The sequence below is a fragment of the Heminiphilus faecis genome, assembly GCF_008728965.1.
GTDB classification, from domain to species: domain Bacteria; phylum Bacteroidota; class Bacteroidia; order Bacteroidales; family Muribaculaceae; genus Muribaculum; species Muribaculum faecis.
Window position 1 is genome coordinate 40,016 of record NZ_VSMC01000014.1, and the last position, 16,515, is coordinate 56,530.

Consider the following 16,515-nt stretch of genomic DNA (forward strand, 5'->3'; position numbering starts at 1 on the left):
ACAGGTTGGTTATTTGTATGTAGCCGGCATCATCATCTGATATTAGCAATGCCTATTATATCAGAAAACACCCCCGCGGCGGTAACTTCCGCTCCGGCACCATAGCCCTTTATGACCATCGGATATTCGTTGTAGCGCTCGGTTGTTATCAGTATCACATTGTTGCTACCCTCGAGATGATAGAACGGATGTGACGAGGGCACTGTGTGTAATCCGACACTGACTTTTCCGTCATCAAGCCGGGCCACAAAACGGAAGTGCATTCCTGACGTCTCGGCCTCGGCACGCTTTTTCTCAAACTCGCCGTCAAGTTCTTTTATGTCATTGAAAAAATCAGACAGTTCTCCTTCGAAAAAACGTTGCGGAATAAACAAATCGGCCACGACATCCTCCTGTTCTACCTTATAACCGGCTTCACGAGCAAGAATGACAAGTTTTCTTATCACATCCTTGCCGCTAAGATCGGTACGAGGATCAGGCTCACTGTATCCTGCCTCTTTGGCCATCATTATGGCGCGGCTCATAGGCACATCGGTACTCAACACATTAAATATGTAATTGAGCGTGCCGCTGACCACTGCTTCTATTTTAAGTATACGGTCGCCGGAATTAATAAGATTGTTTATTGTATTGATAATAGGAAGACCGGCACCGACATTTGTCTCGAACAGGAACTTCACATCTTTTTTACGAGCTATGTTTTTCAACTTCGCATACTCATCATAACGATCGGATGCGGCAATCTTGTTAGCCGCCACCACATTTATATTATGACTCAACATGTCGGCATACAACGCGGCGATTTCCCGGCTTGATGTGCAGTCGACAAATACGGAATTGAATATATTCATCCCTATCACTCCGTTTCTGATATTTTCAGGTGTAGCCTCAATATCGGAATTTTCGAGCAGTTCATGATAGTTCTCGGTATCGATACCGTCGCGTGTAAATACACATTTACGCGAATTGGCAAGACCAACCAATCTGAGACGCAACGCTTTTTTTTCCAACAGATTTTCCTGCTGGGCATGGATCTGCGCCAGAAGATGGCGGCCCACATTTCCCACTCCGACAACAAACAGGTTTAAGACCTGAGTGTCAGATAAGAAAAAACTGTCATGGATTACGTTAAGCGCCTTACGGAGGTTCTTATGTTCGATAACAAACGATATATTGGTCTCCGATGCGCCCTGTGCGCAGGCTATGACGCTTATACCGTTGCGGCCGAGTGTGTTGAACAGTTTACCGGCTATACCGGTGGTATGCTTCATATTCTCACCTACAATCGCCACCGTGGCGAGATTGGGCTCGGCGCTTATGTTGTTGAACGTACCCGCCGCAAGTTCGGCGGCAAACTCTTCACGCAATACGCTGATCGCATGGTCGGCATCGGCATTACGCACCGCAAAGGATGTGGTATGCTCACTCGCCGCCTGACTAACCAAGAACACAGATATGCCGTGCTTGGTAAGAGCCGTGAATATACGTGCATTCACACCGATCACCCCCACCATACTAAGACTCTCGACCGTAATAAGGCAGGTGTCATTGATTGAGGAAATGCCCTTTATAGCCTTACCTTCAGACGACGGATGCTGCTCACTGATGCACGTACCCGGAGCCGACGGATTGAAAGTATTTTTTATATGTATAGGTATGTTTTTGTGAAATACGGGATAGATCGTAGGAGGATAGATAACCTTAGCTCCGAAATTGCACAACTCCATAGCTTCGGTAAATGACAGATGATCTATGACAAGCGCACCGTTTATGACCCTCGGGTCGGCGGTCATGAAGCCGTCGACATCAGTCCATATTTCAAGGACAGCGGCATCAAGGGCGGCGGCAAGTATGGCAGCCGTATAATCGGAACCACCCCTGCCGAGGTTGGTGATGTTGCCTTCGGCATCGCTCGCTATGAAGCCCGGCACCAAGGCCACCTTGAAGTCGAGACGGTCAAATATATCGTGGATCAGCACCTGAGTGGCGTCATTGTCAAGCACGTGCTTGTCCCACTGCTTTTCAGTCTTTATGAAGTTGCGGCTGTCAAGGTGAACAGCTCCTTCAATGACCCGAGATATAATGACTGACGACAACCGCTCGCCATAGCTTACAATTATATCGAGAGTACGGTCGCTGAGGTCTTTTATCAGACTGACTCCGCGATATATGTTGCCAAGCTCCTCAAGAAGAGGATTTACTATCGACTGTACATCAAGTCGAGACGGCCCCGGAACTATGCCTTCAATCACCTGCTGATGCCGCTCAACTATACGGGCATAACTCTCAAGATAGCCGATATCGCCTTTAGCGGCAAGCCGGGCCGTATTTATAAGCTGGTCGGTGATGCCGCCGAGTGCCGACACCACTACGATGACCGGTTCGGTACAGCTCTCGACAATGGCCTTGACATTTCGCAGGCTTTCGACCGTGCCTACCGATGTGCCGCCAAATTTAAGAACTTTCATTTCAAATTTTAATGTAATATCATTGTATAGTGCAAAGTTAGTGTAAACGCACGTCTTTTAAAAACTGTCGTTTACATTTTTACATTGCCGACTAAAATTTTCTAAACTCAATAGTGGCATAATCAGAGTGCAGTGTCATGCCGCTATGTGAAAGATGCTTTACCTCAAATGTGGTTTCCTTCGCATCAATACCCCAACGGAGCATTGAAGACGCCTCATTGGTAGGAAATTTAAGCGTGAGAGTATTGCCTCCGTACTCCATATTACCGGTTATCATCGCACCCTTAACATTGGTTAGATTGACTGTGTGGAGGTACAGACAATAATAATATTGTTCGGGATTTTCAACCGTACCGTCAGCCAATGTTATTTCCATTATCTGCCACTGTCCGTCAAGGTCTCCGTTAATAGATCGTTTACGACAGCCTGTCATAAGTACAATGGCCGTCAAGAAAACGGCAAAAACCGTATATCTGTTTAAATATTTCATAACCATCCTGTTTTTCTTAATGTTAACATTGCGCCGTAGCTATGTCCGAGCATGCCTCCGCGGTCGGCACCGAATGACAGTGTACCCGACATTCCCTCAAGCCATTTAGGACTATAAGTTATCTCAAACAATCCGTTGGCATTGGACAATACGTCTTTAAGAGGTTTTTCATATGTACCCCAGTTACAGGTATACGACAGCAGCACCCTATACTCCAGCTCTTTAGTAGGGCGCCCCATGAAGCCTAAATGATGTCCGATGACACGATTGCTGCGAAACACAATCTGCCCGTTGCGATTATATATAGGCGATATTATCAGCGGATTGCCTATGCCCATGCCCCAGTGCTGCCAGCCGGTATATATGTAGTGGTTGTAATAGTTGTCACGTCCGCTGACCTGCTCGGGAATCTCGGGAGTATGATCCCAATACACAGGACCGCTCTGATCCTTTGTATAAAGAAACTCGTACACCAATGTGGCGATGACCGGATTTTCGGGAAATGACACCTCGACACCCCATAAACCGTCGCGCCAGTCATAATCAAAAAACATCTGGGAATGGTCCTCAAAAAAATGCTCGTAGTAAAGGCCCACATTCCACTTCGGGGTTATGTTCCATCCGATGCGAGCGTTCCAGCTTCCGACATGGTTGCCATAGCAGTTGGTCTGCTCGCCCTTCGGAGTGTTTGCCCCGCCGCTTGACGGAATGAATGCCTTCAGAAAATCCTTTAAGCTGTTGGGCATGTCAATCCACTTATTACCGTCAAATGACCTACCGCCGAATTGCGCCGCCATCTCAAGGCCACCTTCAAACCAAGCCGGAAACTTGTCAAGGTTCTGCACCTTAAGAAACAAGCCTTTGGAATGATATAGTATATGCTTGGTGCGTTTGGTGCCGGGAGCGGCAAAATCGCGTTGCCAGTTGTCATCGGTAAACATGCCATAAGCCACATACCCCTTCACGGCAAGCCAGTTCTTGGTATGAGGCACTATCGTATAGTCGGGTATTCCTACCCTCACCTGCGGCACAGGGCGTGCATTGCCTGAATACAGCAGGTTACCGCTGCTAAGACGCGGATTGTTGAACTCTCCGTAAATCTCCTTGCTGCCTATCATAGCGCCGAGGCAACGGTATTTTATCTCGGCATAAAGTTGCTGGACTATAAATGACGATGTAAAGTTGTAAGCGCCGGCAAGGTCGACTCCCGCGCCCCACGAAAAGCGTTTGTCCTTCTCAATATCACGGAATATACCCGCACGCAGATATCCGTTGTTTTTCTTTATTGACGACAACCCCTGCATGTTATTCACAAGCCAAAACGGTGTGTTCTGCCCATTGCTGAAACTCACTTCCCCCTCCACGCTATAGCGTAGACTGTCAATAGCTGACGCCGAAAATGCACAGGCAACAACCGCTACCAGACATAATTTTCTCAAATGTGTCAAAAAATTCATATTAAACAGAATGATTTCCGATGCAAAATTAGCCAAATTAAGCAACTTGACCAAATAACCTATAATTATATATGTATGTTAGCTACCGGTATAGAAAACAAAAGAGTAATTTTGTGAAAATTTTTCCGTCGGAGTGCAACCTTTATGGCATATAGCTGCATCTAAGGGTAAAAACAACGAAATTCAAACAACTATTATTTAATTATGAAACGTATCATTTTACCTCTTCTGTCGGTTGTACTCCTTGCTGTGTGCTCCGCATGTCATACCCAGAACGACAACCAGATGCTTCGCGATGAAATCGTCAATGAGTTAATGCAGATTGTGAGCGAACTGAACGACTCGTCGTTTAATGACATCGTGATTCTTGCCGAAAACGGCAACAACACGTCATTGGACATAGACAAGTCGCAACTTACACCCGACGGCAAGGGCAACGTGTTAATGACGGTGCAGATTGATGTCGAGGACAACGAAGGTTTAGGCGGTGAATACTTGGTATCAATAATATGCGGAGGGCTGGCAATTGCAGGTGCTTTTCTGACTCCGATACTAATAGGGTATTTCATCTGTTACTTCATATTCCGTAGCAAACGCGACCGCAACAATCTGATACGCGAGGCCATATCCTCCGGCTACGCGCTGCCTAAAGAGTTTTTCATAACCCACGTACCCCGTGAACGTCTACAATCGGCTGTCACGTATATAGCATGGGCTGTAGGACTGTTCCTGTTCTTTATGATAATCAACACTAAAGCTATCGCCTACCTATGCTTCATTCCGTTTATAATTGGTCTGGGCAAGTTGCTGGCCTACTTCCTGTACGAGCACAAAAAGCGCAACGGCAGCACAATCGATAATACAGATAATTCACTACAGAATAATGCTGACTAAGTGGGAAGAACTCAAACTTATCGCACAATGCGTGGCCGGTGACAACCGGCACGCATTTGAGCGATTGGTTGAAGAATACAACGACGGGCTGCGTCGCTTCCTGCTCAATCTCACTCTTGGCGACGTATCATTAACCGATGACTTGGCCCAAGAAACATTTATAAAAGCCTACCTGTCGCTACGTTCTTATCAGGGACTGGCTCGGTTTAAGACTTGGCTCTACCGCATAGCCTACAACGAATACTACACCTATCTTAGAAAGACCCGTGAGTTTCGCCTTGATGACAATATGACCGACAAACGCGATATAAGTCCGCATCTCGGCGACGATGCAAGAATGGATCTCGAACAGTGCATAGCGGCGCTCAACGAAAACGAACGTTCGGTAGTTTTGTTATTTTATATGGAAGACCGCCCCATAAAAGAGATAGCCCAAATAACAGGGATGCCCGCCGGCACGGTGAAATCCCATATAGCAAGAGCCAAAGTAAAAATGGCTAAAGTATTAGAAAACTAAAAACGCAGATATATGATAAAAAATATCGATGACACGGAATTGAAGCAATTGTTTAAGAAAGAGCTTCCGCAAGCTCCCGAAAATCCATGGTTCACGCGTAAAGTCATGAACAGACTGCCAGAAAAAGAATTCAAAGTATTTTCTTGGATAGAATACCTCTCATACGCCATAGCCATTGTGGGGCTTGTAATCTATTGGGCTATATTTTGTCGTGATCTTAAAGAGGCGGCAACCATAACAATGCAAGACATAATATCATACACGGCCCTTACAGTCACAGGCTTCTTTATTGCCATCAGTTTTGTGGCGCCAAAGGTAAAGCGCTGGCTTATGGAACCGTAGAAGCATAAGCCTCTGTCTGTCATAAATAAAGAGCATGGATGCTTGGCATCCATGCTCTTTCAGTCATTTGAACCGATTTATTGTCAAATCAGATATTGCGAAGATATCGACTGATTCTCGTGTACACGACGTATAGTATCGGCAAACAGACGAGCTACCGACAATATAGTGCACTTGCGGCAAGAACCGGTATAGGGAATACTATTGGTAAATATCATTTCCTCTATTGAAGAATCGTTTACACGGTCACTTGCCGGATCACTCATTATAGCGTGAGAGCACAATGCCCTGACACTCTTGGCGCCCTCCGACATCATAAGATCGGCAGCTTTGGTAATCGTACCGGCCGTATCGACCATATCATCGATCAGTATAACGTTTTTATCCTTGACGTCACCGATCACCGTCATCGAAGCCACTACGTTAGCCTTGGCCCGCTGCTTGTGACAGAGTACCAAAGGCACATCAAAGTATTTGGCATAATTGTTGGCTCTCTTGGCTCCTCCCACATCAGGAGTGGCTATAACCATATCATTAAGATGAAGCGATTCTATATACGGTATAAACACCGAAGAGGCATAAAGATGATCGACAGGAACATTGAAGAAGCCCTGTATCTGGTCGGCATGCAAATCCATGCATATCACACGGTCAACTCCAGCGGTGCTAAGCAGGTCAGCCACCAATTTTGCGGCGATAGACACACGGGGCTTATCCTTGCGGTCCTGACGGGCCCAGCCGAAATATGGCATCACTGCAATTATAGAAGCAGCCGAAGCACGCTTGGCCGCATCAATCATAAGCAGCAACTCCATGAGATTGTCGCTGTCAGGGAAAGTGGACTGTACAAGAAAAACTTCACATCCACGGATTGATTCTTCAAACGACACTTCAAACTCGCCGTCGGCAAAATGCAGAATATTCATTTTACCGAGTTCAACACCGAGATCCTTGCAAATCTCTTTTGCCATGTATTCTGACTTTGTGCCGGCAAAGACCTTAAATGGAGGTAACATTACTCAAGAAAATTTTTAGATTGGAATTTTGCTGCAAATTTATCGTTTTTTACTGTTATTTCCCCTATTGCCCGAGGATTTTTTATCATCATCAATGACATTTTTATGCTTTATCTTCCATACGACAGCATCATTAGGGCCGATTTCGGTATCAAAAGTCTTTTCCGACGAAATATTTTTCCTCATCATGTCTTTGGACAGCAACTCAGTAGCTACGCAATCGCCTTCAGGAATGCTGAGAACGTCAAATGCATGCCGGGGAATGTTTATTTTCAGGCTGCATGATTCGGAGCTGAAATTAACGGCGACAATCAATGTCTCGTCATCGCAACTTCTCAGAAACACATACTGACGATGCGGATTCAGAGTAGGATTGTCGTAGTTGACATACATAAGGTCGAAGAAACGCCCGCGCGCAATTGCTTTCTCACTATTGCATAGACGCAAAATAGCGATATACTTTTCACGTAACCATATCTCACGACCATCAAGCAACTCATTGTCGCACTTGCCGTCATTGAACCACCGTCTTAGTGTGGGCACACTCCAGTAATCAAATATAGTCGTGCGACCGTCATATCCGCTGTAGCCCTCGGCATCAAGAGCCTGCTCTCCCAATTCCTGACCGGCATATATCATCATAGGACCGGTACTGATAAACGCACTTACGACAAGCGAAGGTATGACAAGACTCGGGTCACCGGCGTAAAATTTTGAGCCGAAACGCTGCTCATCATGATTCTCAAGAAAGTTAAGCATATGCTCACCTATGCCGTCAACAGTCTGCCAGCAGTGAGTGAGCTGAGCGGCCGAAACATTATGACACTGTATGCCACGAAGAGTATCATAAAGATTCACCTTATCATAAAGATAATCAAAACCTCCGCGATTAATAAAGTCGCGGTACAATGCCACATCATATATCTCCGCTATAAATATGATATGCGGATAACGCTCTTTTATATTGGGTATAGCCCACTGCCAGAATTCAATAGGCACCATATGGGCCATATCGCAGCGGAAACCGTCAACACCTTTCTCGGCCCAATAACGCAGTATATCAAGCATCTGAAACCATGTCTTGGGTATCGGATAGAAGTGCTTAGAACCGTCACCGTAATCTATTCCGTAATTCAATTTCACCGTTTCATACCAGTCATAGGGTGAAGGGAAAGCGGTAAAGCAATCATTACCCGATGCCTTTGCAGGAAATTCGACATAAGCGTCATTGCCCTGCCCAAGATCAATTGACGGAGCAAAAAGCTGGTGAGGTATGTAATAGAAGTTATTGTCACGGTCAAAGAAGCGATTTCGGTTGTCACCAACTCCGAAATCCACCACACCGCGTGGTTTTGCATCGGATATATACTGTCGCGACACATGATTTGGCACAAAGTCGACTATCACCCTCATGCCGGTATCATGCGTTCTGACAAGAAGCGCCTCGAATTCCTCCATGCGTCGATTGACATCGACCGCTATGTCGGGATCTACATCATAGTAGTCCTTTATCGCATAAGGCGAACCCGCCTTACCCTTTACTACATGTTTGTTGTCGCGGGCTATGCCGTAACGCGAATAATCGGTCTGCACCGAATGCTCTATAATTCCCGTATACCATATATGAGTTATCCCGAGGTCCTTTATCTTTCTAAGGACCTTGGAAGTTATGTCATTCATTTTTCCCGAGCCGTTCTGCTCAATCGTACCGTTAGGCACGCAGTTCTGATTCCTGTTGGCAAACAGCCTCGGCAACATCTGGTAAATTACCGGTTTTCCATTGTTCATATCAACTTGTCATTCAAACATTAACGAGCCCCGATTTCAACAAGGCCTCTTTCGCACATTTATATCCACTTTTAAACACTCGTTCCTTTTCATGAAGATTGAATACCTTCAGGTCGGCAATAGCCTCGGTCGACACCACAAGATCGCACAATTTTATATCACCTACGGCGTTGGTGCGGGCCATCAGATGATAAGTACGCTGAGCCACATCGATTATAGTACCGTTATACGCCTTGCCTTTTACCAAGGGGCTCACATTGACTCCGATCAGATATTCACATTCATCCCTGATAGCCCATGACGGAAGATTATGAAGTACTCCTCCGTCAACATAATTGGCCCCGTCGATCCTTACAGGCTTAAATACTATAGGCATGGCACACGAGGCCATGACCCGATCGGCAATAATGCCCTCGCGCCATTGTACCGGAACACAGTGGTCAAGATCGGTAGCACATATCACAGTAGGCATCTTACAGTCTTCAAGGCGCTCAACCGCAAGACTTTTGCGCAGAAATGACTTAAAGCCGTTCATTTTGAAAAATCCGTCCTTCGGCACACTTATTTCGCAGAAGTCTGAAAATTTATTATTGTAAAACAGCTTCATTATTTCAAGCGGAGCAAGTCCTGACCCATACATGGCCGCCGCGATGGACCCGGCACTTACACCGGCTATGATGTCGGGCTTGACACCAAGCTCATCCAATGCATACAAGGCACCAAGATGCGCGAATCCGCGGGCACCTCCGCCGCTGAGGGCCAACCCTATCTTATATGGTTTATTTTTAGCCAATATTAAAAGAGTGTTTTTATTTATAACACAAAATTATAACATTTTCCCTATAATATAAGATGACCGACACAACTTTTTCACAAATTGCCGCCCATACGAAGTCAGCGACACCGTTCAAAACAATATGTCGCCCCTTTTATCTTACTGCTATATAAGCCTTAACCCGCCAAGTATACGTGTTTTTGAAAAAGCGGCCGATATTTCCCTCTTAAAAATTAGGACTATGTTGGGTAAAAGTACTATTTTTGTAGGTTAAATGACAACAATAAAACCAATATAGTTATGAAGTTCAATGTCTCCAGTAAGACGCTATACAGCTACGTTTCGGCTGTCAGCAAAGTGATTAACTCCAAAAACGCCCTTACCGTACTCAACAACTTCCTGTTTGAGCTAAATGACAATCTTCTGACTATCACGGCTTCCGACCTTGAAAACACACTTGTGGCAAGTCTTACCGTGATGGACGGAGAGGGCTCGGGAAAATTCTGTATCGACGCACGCCGCATCGTGGATCTGCTCAAGGAGATGCCTGATCAAGGCATAGAGTTCATAATAGACGACAACAATCTGTCGGTAGAAATCAAATACAACAACGGTAACTACAGTTTCATTGCACTTAACGGAAACGAATACCCGTCCAATGAGAATACCGATGACGAAAGCGCGTTCTCGTTCAATTACCCCACCGACCAGTTGATAAAAGGTATCGACAACACTTTATTTGCCGTCGGCAACGATGACCTTCGTCCGCAGATGATGGGTATACTATGGGACATAAAAGACGATGCCATAACATTTGTGGCCACCGATACACGCAAACTCGTCCGTTACTCCAACAACGCTAAAGCCCCGGGATATGAAGGGTCGTTCATACTTCCGGTAAAACCGGCAACCGTCATCAAAAACGTATTTGCAAAAGAAGCTGAAATCAAGATTACGGTATCGCCCAAAAGCGCTACATTCGAAAGTGCTTCGTTCAAGTTCAACTGCCGCTTCATAAAAGGTTCTTTCCCCGACTACAACCGCGTTATACCTACCAATAATCCTTATGTAGTCACGGTTGACCGCCATTCATTCCTTAATGCGGTGCGTCGTGTTGGAGTATTTGTAGACCAAGGCCACGGCCTTGTGAAATTCAAGATTGAGAAAGACAAGATGATACTACGCGCCACCGACAATAACTTCTGCACGTCGGCACGCGAGGAAGTAGCTTGCGACTTCACCGGCAATGATATGATCATAGGCTTCAGCGCTCCTTATCTTATCGAGATTTCAAGCACCATATCAACTGACGAACTTATCATAAAACTTTCCGATCCGAGCCGTCCCGGAGTATTTGTCCCCTCCGATGAAAAAGAGGGCGACAACCTGCTCATGCTGCTCATGCCCATGACCGTCACCGACTTCTAATTAAAGTATTATATTTAATGGAACTCAATCTGAGAAACCCTATAGTATTCTTCGACCTCGAAACTACAGGCACCAACATATTACGCGATAAAATAGTAGAAATATCATATATTAAGGTAATGCCCTCCGGCGCCGAAACCGAGCGTACACTGCGTATCAATCCGGGAATACCCATTCCGGCCGAAGCTACAGCCGTGCATCATATCACTGATGAAGATGTAAAAGAATGCCCTACGTTCAAGCAGGTGGCGCAAGACCTCGCCAAGGTATTTCTCGGCTGTGACATAGCCGGCTTCAACTCCAATCGCTTCGATGTGCCTCTGCTTATGCAGGAATTCTCGCTTGCAGGAGTGGATATCGATCTCGCCCGTCATAAATTTATTGATGTACAGAACATATTCCATAAGATGGAACAGCGCACTCTCGTGGCCGCCTACAAATTTTATTGCGGGAAAGACCTTGAAGAAGCTCACTCGGCCAACGCCGACACAAGAGCCACATACGAAGTGCTGAAAGCTCAACTCGACCGTTATCCCTCGCTCAAGAACGACATAGCTTACCTCTCTGAATTTTCATGTCATAACAAAAATGCCGATCTTATGGGCCGCATAATCTTCAACAATGAAGACAAGGAGGTATTTAACTTCGGTAAATATAAAGGTGAAGAGGTAGAAAAAGTATTTCGACGTGATCCCGGATATTACAGCTGGATGATGCAAGGCGAATTTGCCGAAAACACCAAACAGGTCATTACACGCATAAGAATGCGCATGAAATAACTATATAATCATGTTAAACGGCAAACATATAATTCTTGGCATAACAGGAGGAATAGCTGCATACAAATCGGCAGTGCTTCTGCGTCTGATGATAAAAGCCGGAGCCGAAGTACAGGTAGTCATGACTCCGTCGGCAAAAGAGTTTATCACTCCTGTGACTCTGTCGGCATTAAGCGGCAAACCGGTTGTAAGCGAGTTCTTCACCGCCAACACAGGTGAATGGCACAGCCATGTCGATCTCGGACTGTGGGCTGACGCCATGGTCATAGCACCCGCCACGGCATCGACCATCGCGAAAATGGCTACAGGCGTAGCCGACAATATACTTGTCACCACATATCTGTCGGCCAAAGCTCCGGTATTCGTAGCACCGGCCATGGACCTCGACATGTTTGCACACCCAACTACCCGGCATAATCTCGAGCTGTTGCGTTCTTATGGCAACACGATAATAGAGCCGGCTTCCGGTGAGCTCGCAAGCCATCTTATCGGAAAGGGGCGCATGGAAGAGCCGGAAAATATACTTGAAGTCCTTGAAAAGCACTTTGCTAAAGCAGACGACCTTAAAGGACGAAAAGTACTCATTACAGCAGGCCCCACATACGAGCGCATCGATCCCGTACGCTTCATCGGCAATTACAGCACCGGCAAAATGGGTTACGCAATTGCGGAGGAAGCTGCGTCAAGAGGCGCGGAGGTAGTCTTGGTAAGCGGTCCTGTAGATCTGAAAGCGAAGCATCAGTCGATTAAAATAATATCAGTGGAGTCGGCACGCGAAATGCTTGAGGCATGTGAAAAGGACTTCGATTCATGCGATATAGCCATAATGTGCGCGGCGGTAGCCGATTATGCTCCTGTTCATTGTGCCGGCACCAAAATAAAACGTGAGGGGCATGAGGCACCGGTTATCGAACTCAAAAAAAATCCGGATATAGCGAAGACTCTCGGTGCAAAGAAAAAGGCAGGACAGATACTTGTAGGATTTGCTCTTGAAACCGATCATGAAGAAACTAACGCCCATACAAAACTTGCATCAAAAAATCTCGATATGATAGTGCTTAACTCATTACGGGACAAAGGCGCAGGGTTTGGAACCGACACAAACAAGGTCACCATCTTCACTTCCGACGGTCAGACAATGCCTTATGACACCAAAAGCAAGCGTGATGTTGCGGCAGATATAATAAACGCCATCATTTCTTTATGATGACAGCACACACGGTCACGGCTTTATTCTTTTTACTCTTGACAGCTTCTTACATCGAAGCGCAGGAGTTGAATTGCCGTGTCACTGTGGATCGGTCGCAAGTGCAAGGTACCGGCGTTGCCGTATTCGCCACTCTTGAAGATGCCATATCAGACTATCTGAACACGCGTAAGCGCACCGACGCCTCAATCTCGACAAACGAAAGAATAGACTGCACTTTTTTCTTCACCATAACAGGTTACGAACCGCCAGAAATGAGCGGCACTCTTCAGATACAGTCATCAAGACCCGTATATAACAGCGTGTATACAACCACCCTGATTAACTTCAAGGATAATAAAATAAACTTCAAGTACAATGAAGGCGACCCTCTCGTATTTTCAGAAAACACGTTTGAAGGCAATCTCACCTCGATACTTGATTTTTACGCTTATCTGATAATTGCCATAGATTTCGACAGTTTTTCTCCCCGTGGCGGAGAGCCATATTATAAAAAGGCACAGGATATAGTATATCGGGCGCAGTCATCGGGCGAAAGCGGATGGAGAGCCTTTGAAGACACACGCAACCGCAGTGCGTTGCTGTCGGCCTATACCGACACCCACTCATCGGCACTACGCGACCTCCTGTACGAGTATCACCGCAATGGTCTTGATTTAATGGCATTAAGCCCCGATAAAGGACGCCACGCCATAACATCATCGCTTATACACCTCCAGAAAGTCCATGAGGCACATCCTGTGTCGGTAGGACTGGAGATATTCAGAGATGCCAAACTTGATGAACTCGTCAACCTGTATACACGGGCCGGGCAGGAAGAGCGAAACAAGGCCGTCGGCGTGCTTGAAAAGGTGTATCCTTCGGAGACACAACGGATGGCAATGATAAAACAAGGAGTAAACAAATAAATAGCACAAAACCGTATGTTAAAGACACTCCACATATCCAACTACGCACTTATAGACTCCGTCGATATCGAATTTAACGACGGCTTCAACATCATAACCGGCGAGACCGGAGCGGGAAAGTCAATCATGCTCGGAGCCCTATCGCTGATACTTGGCGAGCGCGCCGATTTGAAGGCAGTGCGCGACTCCGGTAAAAAATCGGTAATCGAGGCGGTATTTGACGTGGCCGGTTACGATACGCTGAAAAACTACTGTCTTATCAACGATATCGAATGGGACGATACGACTTGTATACTGCGCAGGGAGATTTCTCCTAACGGACGGTCACGCGCATTCATAAACGACTCCCCCGTCACGCTTGACCTGATGTCGCATGTGGCGCAGCAACTCGTCGACATACACTCTCAGCATCAGAACCGGCTTATAACATCGCCTGAATTTCAGTTGAAGATAATAGACAACCTCGCGGGCAACACAGGACTCCTTGCCGAATACTCGTCGCGCTATAGAGTGTACCGCAATGCCCTCAAACGATTGCATGAAACAAAAAAACTGATCGAGCGCAACCGCACCGACGAAGACTTCACACGCTTTCAGCTTGAACAGCTTGATGCCATGAAGCTGAAAGAGGGTGAGCAGGAACGTCTTGAACAGGACCGCGACGTACTGTCTAACATGACCGAGATAAAATCCACGTTAAGCGGTGCGCTTGAAGCTCTGTCGGAAGGACGCGAAAATGCATTGTCGCTGTTGCGCGATGCTTCGGAGTATTGCGAGGAACTGGCACGTGTGCTTGAAGATGCCGATTCTCTCGGCGAGCGGCTTGAGTCGGCACGTATAGAGCTACAGGATATTGCCGAGACCCTGTCATCATACGATCAGGAATTGCACGCCGACCCTGACGAACTTGAAGCGATAGAGCAGCGTCTAAACGACATATACTCACTCCAGCAGAAACATCACGTCAACTCCATAACTGAACTTATCGAGCTTCGTGAAAGCCTGCGCACAAAACTTGATGAGCTTGAAAATAGCTCGTTTACCGTTGAAGAGCTTGAAAAGGAGGCCAGAAGAGCAAAAAACGCGGCAAAAGAGCTCGCGCTTGAATTATCTGTACGCCGCGAGAAAGAGGCCAAACATTTCGAAACCATGCTGCGTGAGCGTGCCATGCCGCTCGGAATGAAAAATCTTAGTACAAAAGTAAAAATAACCCACGGCGAACTGACTCCCGACGGATGCGACAATGTCGAATTTCTGTTTTCGTTCAACAAAAATCAGCCGCTCATGCCTGTCGGCGGCACTGCCTCCGGCGGAGAGATATCACGGCTCATGCTTTCGATAAAAGCCATAATCGCAGCCAAGATGCAGTTGCCGTCAATAATATTTGACGAAGTGGACACCGGAGTATCCGGCGATGTGGCCGACCGCATGGGCCTTATGATGAAGGATATAGCACAAAACATTCAAGTGACGGCCATAACCCATCTGCCTCAAGTTGCGGCAAAAGGCAGCGCCCACTTCAAAGTATATAAAGAGGATGACGAGCATGCGACACATACGCGTATCAGGCGTCTGTCACAGGAAGAACGTATAGAAGAACTGGCTGTGATGTTGAGCGGATCCAAAGTCGACGATGCGGCGAAAGCCAATGCAAAATCATTGCTAAATATTTAATTGTTTATGGAATCAAGCGATTATATCTTCGGCCTGAGAGCCGTAATGGAGGCCATAGAGGCCGGAAAAGAGATTGACAAAATATTTGTAAAAAAAGACATGCACGGTGATCTTGCCGCCGAGTTTTTCGATATGGCACGCGCAAACGACATTTTGATTCAACGCGTACCCGTAGAAAAACTCAATAAAATAACACGCAAGAATCATCAAGGAGTCATAGCCATTCTATCGGCGGTAACCTACCATAGACTTGATCATATAGTACCCCAGTTATATGAAGACGGCATGCTGCCGTTTATTGTCATACTCGACGGCATAACCGATGTAAGAAATTTCGGAGCCATAGCACGTACATGCGAGTGTGCCGGAGTGGACGCAATAGTCATACCACAACGTGGAAGCGTATCGGTAGGCGGAGATGCCGTAAAAACCTCGGCTGGAGCGTTGCTGCACCTTCCCGTATGTCGCGAACGTAGCGTGACCGGCGCCCTTCATTTCCTCAAAGATAACGGTTATAGGATTGTTGCCGCTTCTGAAAAGGCCGACATAAACTATACAAAAGCCGACTATACAGTGCCCGTGGCTATCGTTATGGGAGCGGAAGATACCGGCATTTCACCCGAAGCGCTTAAACTGTGCGACACGTTTGTGTCCATACCTCAGTTCGGCAATATCAGCTCACTAAACGTATCGGTCGCTGCCGGTGTCATAATGTATGAAGTCGTAAGACAACGTCTGGAAGCCGACATGGAAGTAATTTAACCGGAAAAAT

Annotated in this window: 15 protein-coding genes; 9 read left to right on the plus strand and 6 right to left on the minus strand. The window is 46.4% G+C overall.

Features of this window, described 5'->3' with window-relative positions; genetic code table 11:
* Positions 1-32 precede the first annotated feature (32 nt).
* From thrA to FW767_RS07485, 3 genes are all read right to left on the minus strand, one after another.
* Entirely contained in the window at positions 33-2,468 is a 2,436-nt protein-coding gene (gene thrA, locus FW767_RS07475) for a bifunctional aspartate kinase/homoserine dehydrogenase I (protein WP_121699426.1), read from the minus strand.
* Positions 2,469-2,559: 91 nt separating this feature from the next.
* Positions 2,560-2,958 (minus strand): lipocalin-like domain-containing protein, encoded by a 399-nt coding sequence (locus FW767_RS07480; RefSeq protein WP_205523859.1) that lies wholly within the window; start codon positions 2,956-2,958, stop codon positions 2,560-2,562.
* The gene (locus tag FW767_RS07485) at positions 2,955-4,415 is read right to left on the minus strand and encodes a capsule assembly Wzi family protein (RefSeq protein ID WP_121699428.1); all 1,461 of its coding nucleotides are present in this window, start codon (positions 4,413-4,415) and stop codon (positions 2,955-2,957) included. The genes FW767_RS07480 and FW767_RS07485 overlap by 4 nt, the downstream gene beginning before the upstream one ends.
* 204 nt (positions 4,416-4,619) lie before the next feature.
* Between FW767_RS07485 and FW767_RS07490 the strand changes: the two genes are divergently transcribed.
* The 3 genes from FW767_RS07490 to FW767_RS07500 are packed head-to-tail and all read left to right on the plus strand — an operon-like array spanning position 4,620 to position 6,168.
* A complete protein-coding gene (locus FW767_RS07490) occupies positions 4,620-5,309 on the plus strand; it encodes a DUF6249 domain-containing protein (RefSeq protein ID WP_121699429.1) in 690 nt (229 codons plus the stop codon).
* The gene (locus FW767_RS07495) at positions 5,299-5,826 is read left to right on the plus strand and encodes an RNA polymerase sigma factor (protein WP_317133120.1); all 528 of its coding nucleotides are present in this window, start codon (positions 5,299-5,301) and stop codon (positions 5,824-5,826) included. The genes FW767_RS07490 and FW767_RS07495 overlap by 11 nt, the downstream gene beginning before the upstream one ends.
* A 12-nt stretch (positions 5,827-5,838) precedes the next feature.
* Positions 5,839-6,168 (plus strand): hypothetical protein, encoded by a 330-nt coding sequence (locus tag FW767_RS07500; RefSeq protein ID WP_121699430.1) that lies wholly within the window; start codon positions 5,839-5,841, stop codon positions 6,166-6,168.
* Positions 6,169-6,251: 83 nt separating this feature from the next.
* Here the strand turns inward: FW767_RS07500 and FW767_RS07505 are convergent, their stop codons facing one another.
* The 3 genes from FW767_RS07505 to FW767_RS07515 are packed head-to-tail and all read right to left on the minus strand — an operon-like array spanning position 6,252 to position 9,765.
* Entirely contained in the window at positions 6,252-7,184 is a 933-nt protein-coding gene (locus FW767_RS07505) for a ribose-phosphate pyrophosphokinase (RefSeq protein ID WP_121699431.1), read from the minus strand.
* A gap of 39 nt (positions 7,185-7,223) precedes the next feature.
* The gene (locus FW767_RS07510; protein ID WP_121699432.1) at positions 7,224-8,972 is read right to left on the minus strand and encodes an alpha-amylase family glycosyl hydrolase; all 1,749 of its coding nucleotides are present in this window, start codon (positions 8,970-8,972) and stop codon (positions 7,224-7,226) included.
* A gap of 13 nt (positions 8,973-8,985) precedes the next feature.
* Positions 8,986-9,765, minus strand: a complete 780-nt coding sequence (locus tag FW767_RS07515) for a patatin-like phospholipase family protein (RefSeq protein ID WP_205523860.1) — start codon at positions 9,763-9,765, stop codon at positions 8,986-8,988.
* 282 nt (positions 9,766-10,047) lie between these two features.
* Between FW767_RS07515 and dnaN the strand changes: the two genes are divergently transcribed.
* From dnaN to rlmB, 6 genes are read left to right on the plus strand one after another with little or no spacing between them, the layout of a single operon-like run.
* Positions 10,048-11,175 (plus strand): DNA polymerase III subunit beta, encoded by a 1,128-nt coding sequence (gene dnaN, locus FW767_RS07520; protein ID WP_121699434.1) that lies wholly within the window; start codon positions 10,048-10,050, stop codon positions 11,173-11,175.
* Between the two features lie 17 nt (positions 11,176-11,192).
* Positions 11,193-11,954 carry a 3'-5' exonuclease gene (locus FW767_RS07525; RefSeq protein WP_121699435.1) on the plus strand — a complete coding sequence of 254 codons (762 nt, stop codon included), beginning with the start codon at positions 11,193-11,195 and terminating at the stop codon, positions 11,952-11,954.
* A 7-nt stretch (positions 11,955-11,961) separates the two neighbouring features.
* A complete protein-coding gene (gene coaBC / locus FW767_RS07530; protein WP_121699436.1) occupies positions 11,962-13,161 on the plus strand; it encodes a bifunctional phosphopantothenoylcysteine decarboxylase/phosphopantothenate--cysteine ligase CoaBC in 1,200 nt (399 codons plus the stop codon).
* The gene (gene porD, locus FW767_RS07535) at positions 13,158-14,069 is read left to right on the plus strand and encodes a type IX secretion system protein PorD (RefSeq protein WP_121699437.1); all 912 of its coding nucleotides are present in this window, start codon (positions 13,158-13,160) and stop codon (positions 14,067-14,069) included. The genes coaBC and porD overlap by 4 nt, the downstream gene beginning before the upstream one ends.
* 15 nt (positions 14,070-14,084) lie before the next feature.
* Positions 14,085-15,743 carry a DNA repair protein RecN gene (recN, locus tag FW767_RS07540; protein ID WP_121699438.1) on the plus strand — a complete coding sequence of 553 codons (1,659 nt, stop codon included), beginning with the start codon at positions 14,085-14,087 and terminating at the stop codon, positions 15,741-15,743.
* Between the two features lie 6 nt (positions 15,744-15,749).
* Positions 15,750-16,505: a 23S rRNA (guanosine(2251)-2'-O)-methyltransferase RlmB gene (gene rlmB, locus FW767_RS07545; RefSeq protein ID WP_121699439.1), complete on the plus strand. Its 756-nt coding sequence runs from the start codon at positions 15,750-15,752 to the stop codon at positions 16,503-16,505.
* The last annotated feature ends 10 nt before the right edge of the window (positions 16,506-16,515 follow it).

What these genes read in the sequence shown, in the direction of transcription:
- thrA (WP_121699426.1), bottom strand. Translation starts at nt 2,468, where the DNA reads ATGAAAGTTCTTAAATTTGGCGGCACATCGGTAGGCACGGTCGAAAGC.
- FW767_RS07480 (WP_205523859.1), bottom strand. Translation starts at nt 2,958, where the DNA reads ATGAAATATTTAAACAGATATACGGTTTTTGCCGTTTTCTTGACGGCC.
- FW767_RS07485 (WP_121699428.1), bottom strand. Translation starts at nt 4,415, where the DNA reads ATGAATTTTTTGACACATTTGAGAAAATTATGTCTGGTAGCGGTTGTT.
- FW767_RS07490 (WP_121699429.1), top strand. Translation starts at nt 4,620, where the DNA reads ATGAAACGTATCATTTTACCTCTTCTGTCGGTTGTACTCCTTGCTGTG.
- FW767_RS07495 (WP_317133120.1), top strand. Translation starts at nt 5,299, where the DNA reads ATGCTGACTAAGTGGGAAGAACTCAAACTTATCGCACAATGCGTGGCC.
- FW767_RS07500 (WP_121699430.1), top strand. Translation starts at nt 5,839, where the DNA reads ATGATAAAAAATATCGATGACACGGAATTGAAGCAATTGTTTAAGAAA.
- FW767_RS07505 (WP_121699431.1), bottom strand. Translation starts at nt 7,184, where the DNA reads ATGTTACCTCCATTTAAGGTCTTTGCCGGCACAAAGTCAGAATACATG.
- FW767_RS07510 (WP_121699432.1), bottom strand. Translation starts at nt 8,972, where the DNA reads ATGAACAATGGAAAACCGGTAATTTACCAGATGTTGCCGAGGCTGTTT.
- dnaN (WP_121699434.1), top strand. Translation starts at nt 10,048, where the DNA reads ATGAAGTTCAATGTCTCCAGTAAGACGCTATACAGCTACGTTTCGGCT.
- FW767_RS07525 (WP_121699435.1), top strand. Translation starts at nt 11,193, where the DNA reads ATGGAACTCAATCTGAGAAACCCTATAGTATTCTTCGACCTCGAAACT.
- porD (WP_121699437.1), top strand. Translation starts at nt 13,158, where the DNA reads ATGATGACAGCACACACGGTCACGGCTTTATTCTTTTTACTCTTGACA.
- recN (WP_121699438.1), top strand. Translation starts at nt 14,085, where the DNA reads ATGTTAAAGACACTCCACATATCCAACTACGCACTTATAGACTCCGTC.
- rlmB (WP_121699439.1), top strand. Translation starts at nt 15,750, where the DNA reads ATGGAATCAAGCGATTATATCTTCGGCCTGAGAGCCGTAATGGAGGCC.